This is a genomic window from Sorangium sp. So ce295 (assembly GCF_051527405.1).
GTDB classification, from domain to species: Bacteria; Myxococcota_A; Polyangia; order Polyangiales; family Polyangiaceae; genus Sorangium; species Sorangium cellulosum_B.
Window position 1 is genome coordinate 3837404 of sequence record NZ_CP150324.1, and the last position, 15553, is coordinate 3852956.

Here is a 15553-nt window from a genome sequence, read left to right on the forward strand (position 1 = left end):
ACTCACCACCGCCGCGGGCCGACCGCCCACTAGGCGGCTTGTTCCCAGACCTTCCTTGACAGCGCGTCCTTGATCCACGCGAGGTGCCGCTGCTCATCAGTGTAGTTGCGCTCGACGATCGCCCGCGCCTCGGCCGTGAGCGACTCGTCCAGCGCCGCCTGGTATTGCCGGTTCGTGAGCTCCTCGTTGCCGCGCATGGCGAGGAGCGCGCTCTGGTCTCCCTGGCTCGTGATCGCCGTGAACCCTTCGATGAGCTTGCCCTTGAGGTCGCGGGTCTGTGCCGCGATGCCGCCGAGCGACGTCACATGCGCGGTCAGATCCACCACGTGGCGCGCGTGATCGTCCCTGAAGCTCGCGAGCCTCTCCCTGGTATGAGCGTGCTCGCACGCCTCGATGGCGCGGTCGTAAGCGGCGATCGCGTCGCGATCGAGCTGGATGAGGTCGTTGAGTACCTCGATGACGTCTCTCGCCATGATCGACACTCCTTCCGGGATCCCGCTCCGCTCGGACCCCACCGCCCACCACCTGGGGCATTTGCGTGGGGGCGCAAGCCATGCGCACGTCGTCACCGGAACTTGTGGTCGCCGTTGCCGCGCCCGGCTCGGCCGCCGCTCGAGGCTGCCGATGGCGGCCGTGGCGGGCGGTCCGGCATCCCGAACGGCCCGGCAACCTCGACCTGGCACGGAGCGTGATACACGCCGAGAGACGGGAGACCCTGACAGCTTCTGTGGACCGGCGCCGCCAGCGCCGGCGCCCCGGGGAGATGGGATGTGCCTATGAAACGCTCTCTTGGCCGCTCGATGCGCGCCGCGCTCGCGCTGCTCCTCGCCGCCTCCGCGGCTTGCGCCGAGGGGCTCGCGAACGCGCCCAGCATCAACCGCGAATGGACCGCGGACGACCGTGGTCAGGACGCCATCGCGAATGGCCCGGGCTCCTGCCCCAGGGAAGGGCCCGATCCGCTCTCGCCCCCCGGCGAGCTGCGCGAGATCTGTCCCAAGTCCGCTCCGCCGAGGCTGCCCAACGCCGCCGCGTCGCCCTGAGCGCAGCCGGCTCGCGCCAGAAAACCTCGCTGCGTCCTCTGACCTCACGTTCGCGCGCGCAGGCGCGCGCGGCGAGCTCGGCACGAAAGAGGTCCTTCTGCGGTCGACCGCTTCCACGATTCGACCGCCCGTACGTGGTTGTGCCTGCCAGCGCGAAGGCAGAATGTCCCGGCCGAGGCGAACTGCCTCATGCAGAAGGAACGATCGCCAGGGCTCCGTCTGCCTCTACGGCTCGGGCGCGCCGGCTCCCGCCGTGGCGCCCGCTGCGGGGGGGCGACTCCGCCGCTCGCCCGCGGGGCACTCGCGGTGCCCGGCGCCTGCCGCGTCGACCGTGAGTTGGCCGGTCCGTCGTGGCTGCCGCGCGGTCGGGATCGTGATGGGCTCCTCGATGAGCTCCGGCGCCAGGGCGCCGCGGGCGGGGACGAAGCGCGGCTCGCCGGGCTTGCGGTCGTCGGCCACCTTCCACGCGCGCGGCACCTGCCTCAGCCCGACGGGATAGAGGGTGAGGCCATCGCGGTGGACGTGAATCCGCAAGAAGTTCTTGTAGTCCTGGATCCGGAGCGCCGAGAACGCTTCGTTGCCGTGCCGCCGCGCGACGTTGAGCGAGATCAGGAGATACACGCCCATGATCGTCGACCCGACCACGGCGCCGGTGGCGCCGACGAAGAGCGTCACGCCGAGCAGGCTCCACATGGACGGGAGGTCCCGGACGTCGACGCCGAGCAGCGCGCCGCCGAGGTGCGCGAGCCCCAGCGCCGCCCCGAGGTGCGCGAGCGCGTGGAGCGAGCCCGCGAACCGGCGATACCAGGTCTTGTAGGTGTCGGTGAAGACGATGAACACGAGCACGACGACAAGGACCCACCCCACGGCCCCCGGCCCGGGACGGGGCAGCGTCAGGGAGGAGAGCATGTAGACGAAGGCGGCGGCAGGCCAGAAGCCGAGGTTGTGCCGAGCGAACCACAGGTTGCGCCAGGCGAGCCGGCGCGACTCCGACTCTGACGGAAACGAGGCGCGCAACATATAAGGGCGCTGGTCGGCGCCCGCGCCGGAGCGGACCACGGTGACCGGCTCGCCGTGGGTCGGGTGGAGGAACGCGCCGCCGCCGCCGGCGATGACGTTTTGCCGGCCGTCCGCGGACTCGTGGCGGCGATAGTGGTGCAGATCTCCGGCGATGCGCGCGACGATCTCGACCGCGGGCCGCGCGTCGGCGAGCTGCTTCTCGAAGAAGGCGAGGTTGCTCTGGAGCTCTGGGTTGTAGATGGCGCCCTTCACCCAGTCGGGCTCGGCGGTGCAGAGGATCACGCGATCGCCGTCGCGCATGTCGTGCGTCGCCAGCCTGCAGAAATACTCGATCTGCGGCTGGTCGATGTCGGACTCGAGCTGGATGTCGACGCCGAGCAGCCAGAAGCCGTGGGGCAGCTTCAGCGCGAAGTAGCTCCGCGACTGGAACGTCTTCCAGGCGCCGAGCGTGCGTTTCTGGCCGAAGAGGCGCATGAAGCTCATCAGCCCGTCGTACCAGTCGTGGTTGCCAGGGATGGCGAACAGGTGCGGCGCCTCCGTGACATCGGCCTTCGGGAGCGCGGCCGCGTAGGGCTCGACGAGCCGCGTCCAGTACGCCTGACGCGTGGCCGAGGGGTAGACCTGGTCGCCGCCCATGATGAGGACCTCTCCGCGCCTCGTCTCCCGGCCGCCCAGCGAGAGGACCGGCCGCGCGAGGAGGGTGGCGATCGCGTAGGTGGGGTTGAAGCCATCGCCCGTGTCCGCCACGTAATCGATCCAGAGCTCGTCGCGCATGACGCCGCTACGGGCGGCGTAGTCGAAGGGCGGCTGCGGCCCCGCGATCGCCTCGAGGAGGCGGAAATCGCCGCGTGCGCCCATCAGGCGGGAGACGGTCATGTCGAGCGCGGAGCGGGCCAGCTGGAAGGGGCTGTACCAGCAGGTCATGACGCTCCGCTGGAGCGCCGCGAGCCGCTCGCGATCCGGGCGATCGATCATCCGTCCCTCCGCTCAAGGGAGGTTATCACCGCCGGAGCGCCGCGCCGCCTCGCCCGCGCGCTTCCGCGGGGCGCGACGACGTCGTGGGCGCTCCCGCTAGGCGAGATCACCGCCCTCCTTGAGGCAGCCGGCGAGCTCGCTGAGGAGCTTGTCGGTCGCCTCCAGACCGCTCGTGAAGGCCTCGCCCTCCTTGGCTCGGCGGGTGAGCCGCATGTCGGGCGAGAGTCGGTAAGGTGAGCTCTTCGGCTGGACCAGCTTGAGCACCTTGGCATGATCGAGCGGGGTGTCCTCGCGCAAGTGCAGCGTCACGCCCTTGGCGCTCGCCTCGCATGCCAGCGCCTTCAGCCGGCGCAGCTCGGTCTTGAGCCGCATGAGATGCACGAACCGGCGCGCCTCGAGCGGAGGCGGGCCGAAGCGATCCTCCATCTCGACCGCGAGGTCCTGCACGTCCTCGGTCGAAGCGGCACCGGCGAGCCGCTTGTAGAGGGAGAGGCGTACGCCTACATCGGAAATGTACTCTTCTGGCAGAAGCGCGTCGGCGTCGAAGGAGAGCTCGGTGTCGACGTCGTGGATCACGGGTTCGCCGCGCAGCTCGTGGACGGCCTCGTCGAGCATCTGGCAGAAGAGCTCGAAGCCAACCTGGGCGACGGTGCCGCTCTGCTCGGCGCCGAGGAGGTCGCCGGAGCCGCGCAGCTCCAGGTCGAGCGAGGCGATCTGGAAGCCGGAGCCGAGCTCGGTGTGGCGCTCAAGGGCCTCGATGCGGGCGCGGGCCTCGTCGGTCATGGCGTTCGGGGGCGGGACGATGAGGTAGCAGTAAGCGCGCTCCTTGGAGCGGCCGACGCGGCCGCGCAGCTGGTAGAGCTGCGAGAGGCCGAACATGTCGGCGCGGTCGATGAGGATCGTGTTGGCGCGGGGGATGTCGAGGCCGCTCTCGATGATGGCGGTGGCGCAGAGGACGTCGTAGCGCCCCTCGACGAAGTCGAGCATCGCCTGCTCGAGGTTCTGCTCGCTCATCTGGCCGTGGGCGACGCAGATGCGGGCGCTCGGGACGAGCTCGGCGAGGCGGGCGGCGCGCTCGTAGAGGCCCTCGACGCGGTTGTAGACGTAGAACACCTGGCCGCCGCGGCCGAGCTCGCGGAGGACGGCGTCGCGGAGGACGGCCTCGTCGTGGCGGGTCACCACGGTGCGGATGGCGCGGCGATCGACCGGGGGGGTCGTGATGATCGACATGTCGCGGAGGCCGGAGACCGCCATCTGGAGGGTGCGGGGGATGGGGGTGGCCGAGAGCGTGAGGACGTCGACGTTGGTCTTGAGCGCCTTGATGCGCTCCTTGTGGGTGACGCCGAAGCGCTGCTCCTCGTCGACGACGAGGAGGCCGAGCCGCTTGAAGTGGACGTCCTTGGAGAGGAGGCGGTGGGTGCCGATCACGACGTCGACGCTGCCGTCGCGGAGGCCGCGAGAGACCTCGTCCTGCTCCTGCTTGGTCTGGAAGCGGGACATGACGCGGACCTCGATGGGGTAGGAAGCCATCCGGGATCGGAAGCTGAGGTAGTGCTGCTGCGCGAGCACCGTGGTTGGGCAGAGGACGGCGACCTGTCTGCCGGCGTTTGCGGCGCGGAAGGCGGCGCGGATGGCAACCTCGGTCTTTCCGAACCCGACATCGCCGCAGACGAGGCGGTCCATCGGACGGCCGGACTCGAGGTCGGCCGTAACCTCGGTGATCGCCCGGGCCTGGTCGGGCGTCTCGTCGAAGGGGAAGGTCGCTTCGAAGGCGCGGTAATCATCGTCCGGCGGTGGAACCGGCTCCGCCGTGGCGGCGCGGCGCTCGGCGTAGAGGCGGAGGAGCTCGTCGGCCATCTTGCGGACGCTCTTCTCGACCCGCGCCTTTGTCTTGGCGAACGTCTGCCCGCCGAGCCGGTCGAGCTTGGGGGTGCCTTCGCCGCCGCTGAATTTCTGGATCTGGTTCAGGCGGTAGACCGGGAGGTAGAGCTTGTCGCCGCCGGCGTACTCGACGGCGATGAGATCGACCGTGGTTGAGCCGACCTGCTTGTGGACGAGGCCAAGGTACCGCCCGATGCCGTGCTCTACGTGGACGACGTAGTCGCCGACGCCGAGGTTGCGGAGGTCCTCGAGGAAGGCCTGCGACGGCTTCGTGGAGGAGGCGGCGGCGCGTGCGGCGCGGCGGTGAGCGCGGGCACCGAAGATTTCCTCCTCCGTGACCAGCGCGAGCCCCTCGGCAGGAGCGATGACGCCGCGCGCAAGAGAGCCCGTCACGACGAGGGCCGTGTCGCGCGGAGACGCGGAGCTGCTGCCATCGAAGAACGCGGGGTCGAACGGACCGAGGTTGGCCTTCACCCGCACGTCGCGATGGCGGAGCAGGGCGACGAGGCGCTCAACCTGGGTCTGCGCGCGTGCAGCGATAAGCACTCGTAGGCCTGCTTCTTGCCAAGCGACCACGCGACGAACGAGCGGATCGAGAGCGCCGTGCTTGCCGCGTGACGCACGGGCGGTCTTGATGGCGCGCTCAAGGTCCGACTGGTCGCGCGTTGCGAGCGACGGGATGTCCTCAGGGACGACCTCGAAGCGCTCCAGCGAGTTCCGGTTTTCCGCAGCACCCTCAACCCCGGTGCGGTGCAGGGCAAGCACGACACGCGCGCCGAGCCACGAGGCAACGTGTGCCTCGTCCTCGTAGAAGGAGGTCAGCGGGAAGTGCGGCTCACGGTCTTTGTGGCTCCGATCGGCCGCAGCGCGACCGAGCTCGTTGCGCACGGCGGCGGTGACGGAGGATGGGTCCTCAAGGAGGATGAGCGCGTCGTCGGGCAGGTACGACGTGAAGGAGGCGAGGTCGATGAAGGCAGGCAAGTAGCCTTCGGCCCCGAAGAAGGCGCGGCCGCTCGCGACGTCGTCGACCAGGGCGCGCGCCTTGGTTGAGGGGAAATCAATGACGTCACACGCGGCCCGTACCCGCTGGCGGGCCCGCTCGACATTGGCAGGCGTGAGGATCGCCTCACGCGCCGGCGGGAGCCAGACCTCCTTCACGTCGGCGACCGTGCGCTGGTCGTCGGGGTTGAAGATCTTGATCGATGCGACGATGTCTCCGTAAAAATCGATGCGCACCGGCAGCTCGGCGGAAGGCGCCCAGACATCGAGGAGGGCGCCGCGGACGGCGAAGGTGCCGGGGTCTTCTACGAGGGGGCTGCGGACGTAGCCCGATGCACCGAGGCGGGCCGAGAGCGCGTCGCGATCCATCTCCTGCTCGGCGATGACGAGCTCGGCGTGTTCGGTGATCTCGTCCCTGGGTACGACCTTGCGGGCGAGCGCGGCGATGGGGCAGACGAGGACCGACCAGGGGAGGTCCATGCCGAGATGGAAGAGCGTGGCGAGGCGGGTCTGGGCGCCCCGCCGGTCCGGGTTGACATCCGCGTAAGGGCTGGCCTCGTTCGGCAGGTAGAGAAGGACGCGGCCGAACGTGGTCGAGCCGCCGGCCTCGGCGTCATCGGCGTCCCGATCGACGAGCAGGAACGAGGTATCGGCCGCCAGAGCGCGGGCGCTGTCGACGTCGGGAGTGAGGGCGATGATCCGGCGCCCGGCGGCGGCCGCGACGAGGCGACGGATGACGAGGGCACCGGCCGAGCCGGCCGAGCCTGTGACATGACGGGTGCCCGGCGGCGCCGCGGCGAGCTCTGCGGCGAGCTCACGGGGCGTGACGACCCTGCGGTCCGCCGGGAGGTCGAACGACGGGAGCGGCTCGAAGTCGGCCGGCGTGGAGGCGGGCGGGCCGCTGGCAGCGGTATCGTTCGAGGCGCTGTCGTCGACATGGCCTGAGAGCTCGGCGATCGTGGCGCTGAGCGGGGAGCTCGAGGTGGAAGTGAGGGAGCGCTCGGGGGGCATCGGCGCAGCGCGGTCTAGCATAGGCGGCGCGATTCGACCCGCGGTCTCGACCCGACCGTGGTTCGCGCCGCGCGCGGGGCACAACCCCCGCCGCGCGCGGGGCACAACCCCACCCTGCCGCGGCCGGGGACGCAACCCCACCGTGCTGGGAGCGTATTTCGTGGACGTCGCAGCGGGGGCGCTACGAGCCGCGCGCGCCAGCTCGGTTCCGGTCCCGAATCGCCTCTCTGATACTCCTGGTTTCCGATCTCAAAATAATGGTGTCGACGTCGCTGGTCCTGCGTCTATGCGGCCGCAGGCTTGCCCTCGTTAACGGTGACCCCGTGGAACACGCGCATCCACCACGTGCCCGCAGGGAAAGTTACGCTGCGTACACCTGCGCGCCATTGATTGATCGAATGTCGGTATGCGATGCGAAAGGCTCGTACGGCCGCGATGGCGGCGTTCTTTGCGTCTGTCTGCCGGCGACCGACTGCGAATGTTGGATTGAGATCGCGAAGTGGCTCGATGCTCGTTGCTCGCTCGTAAGGAGAAATATTCGTCGCGCGCGCAGCCCCGAGGAAGCCAAGCCTTTGTCGCTGTAGGTCAGCGTGAGCCTGTCTCTCGTGCAGCTCGATCCGTCCTGTGATCTCGCGGCGAAATTTGTCGGCGTTGGAATCGCTGATCGACGGTGGAAGCGTGATCGCAAGTGCTACGTCGGTTGGCCATTCGGGGTTCTGTGGATTGAAGTATATTTCAGGGCGTCGGGCGCGCAGCACGCCGCGGCCGATGTCGCCGACGAGCACCTTGGCTCCTGGCCACTCATGTGCATGCGGTACGAGACCAGCAGCGACCGGATTTGCGAGCGTATAAGCGATCTTCTCCACCAGGGCGTCCCGTGTTGCTAGCCGTACCACGCTCGTTGCTCGATCGTCCCACACCGACCCCTCCCACGCGCGCAAGATCTTGGTCCCGAGAGCGACAAGTCGATGGAATCTCTGAAGAAATCGTGGTAGTTCGCCGTGTGTGTCTGTGACAACGATATGAATGTGCGTGGACATCACGCAGAGGGCGTGTACGAGGATACCATAGCGATGGGCCGAGACCGCGAGGGTATAGATCACGAGCCGTGTGATCGCGGAATCGGGGCGGAAGAGAAAATGCCTTCGCAGTACACGGCGGGTGAGAAGATACGTAGCGCCGGGGACGATCGCACGAGGCTGGCTCATGCCTGACGGGTATGTCAAGCGCCGTGCCAGACTCAAAATCCGCCGATTCTTGAGGATCGGGGTGATCGAGCCGGTGGCGGCCGCCATCCTCTTCGCCACCTGCGCCACCCAATGGTCAGGTCGGGGGGCAGAGCAGAGCGTGTGCAGAGCGCAACGTCAGTCGAGCGCGACGTCGCAACGTGGCTCGGTAGAGGGCGGCTGCTGCGAAGGCGATGCATCGTGGGCCGGTAGCAAAACCAAAGAAAGAGCTCAACAGTTCTACAGATGGACCCCGCCTCCCAGCGATACCCCCCACGTAGTCGCCCCTCGCTGCCCGGTCAGCCCGGACGGCGCATCCAGGTTGACGGCAACCTGGGAGCGTACGAACACCGGCTGGAATTCGACATTCGCATACAAGATCGCTGCCCACTGTGAGAAATCTCTCCCTGCGAGCGGCGCCGACTGCGCGAGCATCTGCACTCGCACTCCGGGTGTCAGCGGACCCATCCGCAAGCCCGCGTGAGCGGCGGCCACGACCGCCAGCCGAGACGGGTTGGAGTTCACGGAAACGAGCACGGCTGGATCCAGCTCAGCGCCAACGATCACCGGCATGGACAGCTCCGCCCGGCTGCGGAGCAACAGCGCGATCGGAATCGCGTTCGGTGCCCACATCCAGTAATCCGCGAACCCGCGCGCGGCCGTAGCTACCGCGTAGTTGTATTCGACCTCCGTATTCTTCGGGATGGTGCCAGGGAACGTCGTCACCGGCGGTGCAACCCCGACCCCGGCATAGATCGAGCGGTTTCGCTCCTCGAGAAGCGCCGCCTGCACGGTCACGAACGGATTCCCGAAGCGAAACGACGAGCGCCGCGCCTCGCCCTCGATTCGAAACGTGGTCCAGGCCGAGGTGACGTCCGTGGTTGCGAGCAGCCAGCTGTTCAGGCGAACGCCCGCCGCCACCTGCGGCGCGACATGAATCGTAGCCACCGTCCGGTCCTGCGGCGAGGCTGTGAAAATGCCGTACAGCGCAACGTGGCCGCGGCCACCAGGTCGCGACGGAATGTCCCCCGTCGTCTGTGCCCAGCTCGGCGCCCCGCCGACCGAGGCAACCACGGTGACTGTGAGCGCGAGCCCGCGCGCTCTCCTCCTCACTTCGTCCTCCGGAACTTCTGCACGCCGCGACCCCTCAGGCTGGTGACGTAGACGCTGCCGTCGTGCCCCACGGCGATCCCGTGCCCCCAGTCGATCTCCCCGGGACCGTCCCCCGATGTGCTCCACCGGTCCACGATATTCCCGTCGAGGCTCATCCGCAGCACATGCCCCCGCGGCCGCGCTGGATCCTGATCGCCTCCGTCTACAACGTAGATGTGCCGGTCGGATCCGAAGGCGATCGCCCACGGTCGCCCCAGCGCGGGGCTCTTCCACTGCGCCAGGTAGTGGCCGTTCGCGCTGAAGACCTGAACACGCGCGTTCTCCCGGTCCGCCACGTAAACGCGCCCCTCGTCGTCGGTGACGATGCCGTGGGGCGTGTCGAGTTGTCCCGGCCCGAAGCCCTTCTCGCCCCACTCCATGACGAACTCGCCGTCCTCGGAGAAGCGCGCGATCCGCGCATGGTTGTAGCCGTCCGCCACGTAGATGTCGCCGTCCAGGCCGAAGGCCACGTTGGTGGGCCGGTCGAGCTGCTCGGGGCTCGTCGCGCACCCGATATCCGCGAGCAGGACGAGGATCCACACACCGATGCCCTTCATGGCGCCTCGCCGAGGGTCATGACCACATCCCCCTCCGCCGTCAGCTTGAACACCCGGTTCTGCTCGGAGTCCGTCACCCAGACGAAGTCGTTGCGATCCACCTCGATCCCGTGTGGATAGAAGAACAGCCCCTCTCCCCACGCGTCGAGCAGCTCGCCCGTCTCTGGATCGAACGCCAAGATCGTGGGTTCGCGGATCGGCGCGTCGTTCCCTGACGTACGCCCGGCCGCATGGCTCACCAGCACGCGCCCTCGCGTGTCAACCGCCACATCAAGCGCTGGGCCGAACACCATCCCGTCAGGGACACGCGGCCACCCGTCCACCACCGCGTACGGCCCTGCGGGCGCGTCGTCCGCCGTCGGCGGTCGCGACGTGCACGCCCCCGCAAGCGCCAACCCTACCAGCCAGCGGCCCCCGCGCTGCGCCCCGGAGACCGACGTTGCGTTGCGAAGCAGCCACCCCATGACCCAGGATAACAATGTTATCCTGGTGGCGTCAACGGGCGAGGCGCGGACGTGGCAGGATGGTGGGCATGGGTGTGATGGATGCCGATGAGCCGGTGGAGCGCGTGTTCATGGCGCTCTGCGAGGGACGGCTGACGCGGGATGAGCTGACGGCCCGCAAGATCGCCGCATTCCTGGGCCAGACGACGATGGTGCTGTATCACCACTTCGGCTCGCTCGACGGATTCCTCATTCGCGTCGATGGCCTCGGGTGGCGGCGGCTCGCGGAGCGCCTCGATGCGCGAGCGCGCGCTGGCGCCGATGCGCGGGCGCTTGCCGTCGGTTACGTCGAGTTTGCGCTGTGCCATCCGGATCTGTACTGGCTGATGGCTGAGCGCCGCTTCGACCGTGCCCGCCTGCGCGAACAGGGGCGCCTGCGGCTCGCGCGCCCTCTTTGGAGCTCATTCGTCGAGCTCTTGCGCCATCACGGCAGCAGGCGGCCCGAGGAGGATACCTACGTGCTCTTCGCGGGCCTCCATGGCATCGCGATGCTCGCGCTGAGCGGGCGCGCCAACGTCGGGCACGCCAACCTGGGTGAGGTTTCGTCCGCGTCCGGGGAAATTGCATCCGCATTGATTTCTTCCAGCCTGGATGGAGACCCGCATGGGGCTGGTACCCCACTCAACCCTGGTGAGGATCCCAACCTGGGTGAGGGACCCGCCCCCGGTGAGGATCTCAACCTGGGTGAGGGGTCCGCCGCCAACCCGGGTGAGGGCCCCGTCGGAGGTGCGGAGGTGGCCTTCGCCGCGGCACGCCGTCTCGCGGACCTCGTGCTCCCCGACCGTCCACCCGAGCCGCCCGCCTCCCAGGCGAGCCGCGACCGCGGCGGCCCCGGGCGCCGCGCCTGAGCCGTCCGCCCAGGCGCCTGCCGGCCCCAGGACGCTTCGCGCGCGACGCACCGGCCTCTGGCACACGGCTCGCCGGCCAGGAAGAAAGGGAAATCGCGTCGACGTGCGCCTTCGCGCCGGGCGCATCCCTCGCGCGGCGCGGGGCTTGCGCTGGCGTTGCGCGAGACCGACCCCAGCACATCGCGCCCGTTCGCCGGACCGGCCTCGCAATGTCGGGGAAATCGGCACGTCCTGCGAGCTCGCGGCATCTATCTCCTTTCGGAGGTGTTATGCGCGCGCGACGCACGGTCGCTTGGTTGCTCAGCGGGGGGCTCCTCACCGCCGGCGCCGGTTGTGGCAGCGACGAACCGGAGGCGCTCGGCGCAGCTCGGCTCGCGGCCGTCGCGAGCGCCGACCGCACCGTGCACGCGGTCGACGCGCTCGGCGCTCAGCACCAGGCCGCCATCGCCGCCAACGCGGACGCGAGCATCCTCATCGCGACCTACACCGATCCGCGCGGCGCCCTCGCGGATCCGATCAGCCTGTCCGGCGTTGCGCGCTCCGCCGACGGCGGGAGATCCTTCGCCGAGGTCCTCGGCCCGAGCGGCGCGGGGGCGCTGCCCTCGGTCGCCGGCGGCCAGGTGCTCGGCGCCCCGCGCGTCGTCCACGATCCGACCCGCGACGTGTTCGTCAGCTCCTCCACCTACGTTCGCCCTGCCGATGGCCTCCAGGGCCTCTGCCTCCATGCCTCGAACCCCGGTAGCCGCACGGCCGGCTCCTCGTGGTCCGCGCCGGTCGAGGTGACCCCCGCGTTCGTCGCGGGGGAGAGCGCCGAGCAGGCCTCCATCGACGTCAACGCGGCGACCGGGCGCCTCTCCGTTACCTGGGTTCAGCGCGGCGGAGCGTCTCCGAGGATCCTCTACAGCCACTCGGACGATCTCGGCCAGACCTGGTCGCCCGCGGCCACGATCGCGCAGGCGCCCGCCGGTGGCGATCTCGACGGGCCGAGCGCGCGCATCCTCCCCGGGGCGACCGACAGGGACTCCGTCGTCTATGCCGTCTTTCGCGCCATCGAGCCGGGGACCTCGCTGCGCAACGTCGGTTGCCGCCGGTCGATCGACGGAGGCGTCACCTGGGAGCCGCTCACCCTCCTCGACGAGGCCAGCTACCCCATGGAAGACCAGATCCTCGGCGTCGACCACGGAAGGAGCGCCCCGTCGATCGACGTCGACCAGGCCACGCGGCAGGTCTACGTCGTCTACCAGCGGAGCGGCGCGGACGGCACAGGGGACATCGCCCTGCGCTCGTTCACGGAGCAGTGCACCGCAGGCCCCGCCGTCCTCCTCAACAGCAATCCAGGGCGCGATCGGGCCCAGTTCTTCCCCTTCGTGGCCGTCGACCGAACGACCGGCACCGCGCACGTCGTCTACTACGACCAGGATGTCGACAGCTCGGGCGACCTGACCGAGATCGTCCACACCGCGTCGAGCGATCAAGGCGCCTCCTTCAGCCCGCCTGCGCCGATCTCCGACCGCCCCTTTCACGCGGGCCACGGCAACGACGCCTCCCGACAGAACCTCGGCGACCGCATCGGCGGCGTCGCGCTCGCCGGTGAGCTCTACAGCGTCTTCAGCATGACGGCCACCCCGCCGCGGTTCGACGAGGGGCAGCCGTCGTCGACCTCCCTGATCGCGCCCAACGTGCACCTCGACGTCCTCGACGAGCTCGCCCGCGTCCCGCCGCTGCGCGCGGCCGGCGCCCGGATCGCCGACGCCGCGTGCGGCGCCCTCGCGAACGAGCGCGTCGATCCCGGGGAGATCGTCGACGTCGGCGTCTACCTCGAGAACCACCTCGCCAACCCGATCTCCGGCAGGACGACCGTCTCCCGGATCACCGCCGCGCTGTCCACGGAGACGCCCTCCGTGACCCTGGTGAGGGCGAGCGCGCTCTACCCGGATATCGAGCCCCTCCGCACGGTCGCGGGCGACGCGCCGTTCGTCCTCAGGACGGGCCGGGACTTCGTTCCTGGAGCGCCGATCGATCTGACGCTCACGGTGAGCTCGGCTCAGGGCACGGTCGAGCTGCCGATCCAGCTCGAGACGGGCTCGCCGGGCCCCGCGGAGGTCCTCCTCCGCGAGGACTTCGACGCAGCGAGCGCGCCGGCGCTGCCCTCCGGCTGGCAGTCGGTGCGCGCCGGCGGGACGGCCTCCGCCTCGCCGTGGACCGTCGCGCAGACGCTGACGCCCGGAAACAACGCGGCATTTCACGACGAGGAGGCGGCGACGTCGCTCGTCGCGCTCGTGTCGCCCGCCGTGACCATCCCGGAGAGCTCCGGGAACTCCCACGTCACGCTCGACTTCGATCTCACCTACGAGCTGGAGGACGATCCGCAGAAGCTCATCCAGGCGTTCGACGGTCTGACGCTGCGCGTGGAGGATCTCACGGCCGGCGCCGCGCCCCGGGCGGTGCTCGCGGAGGCGTTCGCCGAGCGGATCGTCACCGGCGGGAGCCACCACTTCCCAAAGCACCTTCCAGCCCGCGACGACCCGGACTACCTGGCGGACAACGCGGTATGGTCCGGCAGCTCCGGCGGGAGCAAGCGCGTGTCGATTCGCTTCCCTGGCGCGGGGCTGCGCGGGCGGACCGTGAGGCTCCGCTTCGACTACACGCAGGACGACAGCCGGGTCTGCACGGATATCGGGTGCCCCGGGCCGTGCGGCGTCGCGGTCGACAACATCGTGTTCGCGGCGGTGCCGGTCGTGTCCAGGGCCTGCGGGGCGGATCTGGCCATCACCCAGACGGCCGCGCCGGATCCTGTATCGCCGGGCGCCCAGCTCACGATGACGATCGACGTCGCCAACGAGGGGCCGGGCGATGCGAGCGACGTCGGCGTGTCGTCCGTGCTGCCCGCCGGGGCGAGCCTCGTCAGCGCCTCGGGGACCGGCTGGACGTGCGACCTGGCCGGCGGAGAGCTCGCGTGCCGGCGCGCCTCGCTCGCCGCGCGGGAGAGCTCGTCGATCGCGGTCACCCTGGTCGCGCCCACGCTCCCGCCGTCCACGGTCGACGAGGAGATCGAGAGCACGGCGAAGGTGAGCGCGAGCGAGCACGATCCGGCGCCGGAAAACAACGAGAGCGGCGTGCGCATCGACGTCTCCGTGCCAGCGCGCCTGATCGGCTATCTCACGGTCCTCGGCGAGCGCATCGCCGGCGAGGATCTCGCCTATACGGCGCTCATCACCAACACCGGTGGACGCGTGCAGCCCGACAATGCAGGCTTCGAGTTCGTGGACGTGCTCCCGCCCGAGCTCCTCCTGGAAGGCGCGTTCGCGGACAGCGGCGCGGTCTCGGCCGATCCCGCCACCAACACGGTGGGCTGGGACGGCGAGGTCGAGCCGGGGGAGTGGGTGGCGCTCACGATGGAAGCGATCCTCCGTCCCCTGACCGATGGACTCGTCGTCACGAACCAGGGCACGCTCTTCTTCGACGCGGACTCCGATGGCGTGAACGAGTCGAGCGCGATGACGGACGAGCCCCTGTTCGCCGGCGCGGCCGATCCGACGGTGCTCACGGTGAGGCCCGCCGTCTGCGGCGACGGCGAGCTCGGGCTCGGCGAGCAGTGCGACGACGGCAACCTGCGCAACGGCGATTGCTGCTCGGATCTGTGCACCGCCGAGCCGCCGACCACGATCTGCCGCATCGCGACCTCGCTGTGCGATCCCGGGGAGTATTGCGACGGCGCAGGGAGCTGCCCCGCGGACGTGAGCCTGCCGGACGGCGCCAGCTGCGATGATTTCGATGTCTGCAATGGCAGCGAGGTCTGCTTCCAGGGACTCTGTCTGAGCGACATCCCGCTCTACTGCGATGACGGGGATCCGACGACCACGGACGAATGCCATCCCTTCTTTGGCTGCCGGAACACGCCGAACAGCGCCGCCGCGGGAGGGGGCGGAGGCGGCGATGACGGAGGGACTGCAGTAGGCGTGGGCAGCGGCGGCGCAGGCGGCGGTGGCGCAGGCGGCAGCGGCGCGGGCGGCGGCGGCGACGCCGGAGGACCGGCCGAGGGCGCTGGAGGCAGGGGCGACGGCGCCGGCGGCGATTGCTCCACCGATGCCGGCGGGCCGGGCGGCACAGGGGTTGGCGGTGGCCGAGATGCGGCGGGTGGGGGTGGGGAAGGGGGAGGGGGCCAATCCGAGGGAGGAGCGGCCCCGGTCCACTGCTGCTGTTGTTTGAGCATCAGCTGCGCGTATGCCGTCATCGGCGGCGAGACCGGGCACGCGTCAGGAGCGGCCCGCGCGCTCGCGCTGTGCGGCGTCTTCGTGGCGCTCGGCAGCGCGCGCCGCGCCCGCCGCCGTCGCCGCTGAC

Annotated in this window: 10 protein-coding genes; 3 read left to right on the forward strand and 7 right to left on the reverse strand. The window is 69.8% G+C overall.

What is annotated here, in order from left to right; genetic code table 11:
• Positions 1–29: 29 nt before the first annotated feature.
• Positions 30–473, reverse strand: a complete 444-nt coding sequence (locus WMF11_RS14740; protein ID WP_437552457.1) for a ferritin-like domain-containing protein — start codon at positions 471–473, stop codon at positions 30–32.
• 303 nt (positions 474–776) lie between these two features.
• On the opposite strand from WMF11_RS14740, the gene WMF11_RS14745 reads away from it, so the two are divergent.
• Positions 777–1040, forward strand: a complete 264-nt coding sequence (locus WMF11_RS14745) for a hypothetical protein (protein WP_437552458.1) — start codon at positions 777–779, stop codon at positions 1038–1040.
• 225 nt (positions 1041–1265) lie between these two features.
• Here the strand turns inward: WMF11_RS14745 and WMF11_RS14750 are convergent, their stop codons facing one another.
• The 6 genes from WMF11_RS14750 to WMF11_RS14775 form a co-directional block, all read right to left on the reverse strand.
• Positions 1266–3035, reverse strand: coding sequence for a metallophosphoesterase (locus tag WMF11_RS14750; protein ID WP_437977894.1), 1770 nt, complete (start codon positions 3033–3035; stop codon positions 1266–1268).
• Positions 3036–3131: 96 nt separating this feature from the next.
• Entirely contained in the window at positions 3132–6926 is a 3795-nt protein-coding gene (gene mfd, locus WMF11_RS14755; RefSeq protein WP_437977895.1) for a transcription-repair coupling factor, read from the reverse strand.
• 284 nt (positions 6927–7210) lie between these two features.
• Complete coding sequence (locus tag WMF11_RS14760) at positions 7211–8134, reverse strand: transposase (protein ID WP_437979309.1); 924 nt, start codon at positions 8132–8134, stop codon at positions 7211–7213.
• A gap of 258 nt (positions 8135–8392) precedes the next feature.
• Entirely contained in the window at positions 8393–9226 is an 834-nt protein-coding gene (locus WMF11_RS14765; protein ID WP_437977896.1) for a hypothetical protein, read from the reverse strand.
• A gap of 35 nt (positions 9227–9261) precedes the next feature.
• Entirely contained in the window at positions 9262–9861 is a 600-nt protein-coding gene (locus WMF11_RS14770) for an SMP-30/gluconolactonase/LRE family protein (protein WP_437909019.1), read from the reverse strand.
• Positions 9858–10040 (reverse strand): hypothetical protein, encoded by a 183-nt coding sequence (locus WMF11_RS14775; protein WP_437552463.1) that lies wholly within the window; start codon positions 10038–10040, stop codon positions 9858–9860. Before WMF11_RS14775 ends, WMF11_RS14770 begins: the two co-directional genes overlap by 4 nt.
• A 353-nt stretch (positions 10041–10393) precedes the next feature.
• On the opposite strand from WMF11_RS14775, the gene WMF11_RS14780 reads away from it, so the two are divergent.
• Both WMF11_RS14780 and WMF11_RS14785 read left to right on the forward strand, forming a co-directional pair.
• Entirely contained in the window at positions 10394–11212 is an 819-nt protein-coding gene (locus WMF11_RS14780) for a TetR/AcrR family transcriptional regulator (RefSeq protein ID WP_437909020.1), read from the forward strand.
• Positions 11213–11481: 269 nt separating this feature from the next.
• The gene (locus WMF11_RS14785) at positions 11482–15552 is read left to right on the forward strand and encodes a hypothetical protein (RefSeq protein ID WP_437977897.1); all 4071 of its coding nucleotides are present in this window, start codon (positions 11482–11484) and stop codon (positions 15550–15552) included.
• Position 15553: the final 1 nt, after the last annotated feature.

Coding starts and splice junctions, on each gene's coding strand:
- WMF11_RS14785 (WP_437977897.1), top strand. CDS start 11,482: ATGCGCGCGCGACGCACGGTCGCTTGGTTGCTCAGCGGGGGGCTCCTC.
- WMF11_RS14740 (WP_437552457.1), bottom strand. CDS start 473: ATGGCGAGAGACGTCATCGAGGTACTCAACGACCTCATCCAGCTCGAT.
- WMF11_RS14770 (WP_437909019.1), bottom strand. CDS start 9,861: ATGAAGGGCATCGGTGTGTGGATCCTCGTCCTGCTCGCGGATATCGGG.
- WMF11_RS14780 (WP_437909020.1), top strand. CDS start 10,394: ATGGGTGTGATGGATGCCGATGAGCCGGTGGAGCGCGTGTTCATGGCG.
- WMF11_RS14760 (WP_437979309.1), bottom strand. CDS start 8,134: ATGAGCCAGCCTCGTGCGATCGTCCCCGGCGCTACGTATCTTCTCACC.
- WMF11_RS14750 (WP_437977894.1), bottom strand. CDS start 3,035: ATGATCGATCGCCCGGATCGCGAGCGGCTCGCGGCGCTCCAGCGGAGC.
- mfd (WP_437977895.1), bottom strand. CDS start 6,926: ATGCCCCCCGAGCGCTCCCTCACTTCCACCTCGAGCTCCCCGCTCAGC.
- WMF11_RS14745 (WP_437552458.1), top strand. CDS start 777: ATGAAACGCTCTCTTGGCCGCTCGATGCGCGCCGCGCTCGCGCTGCTC.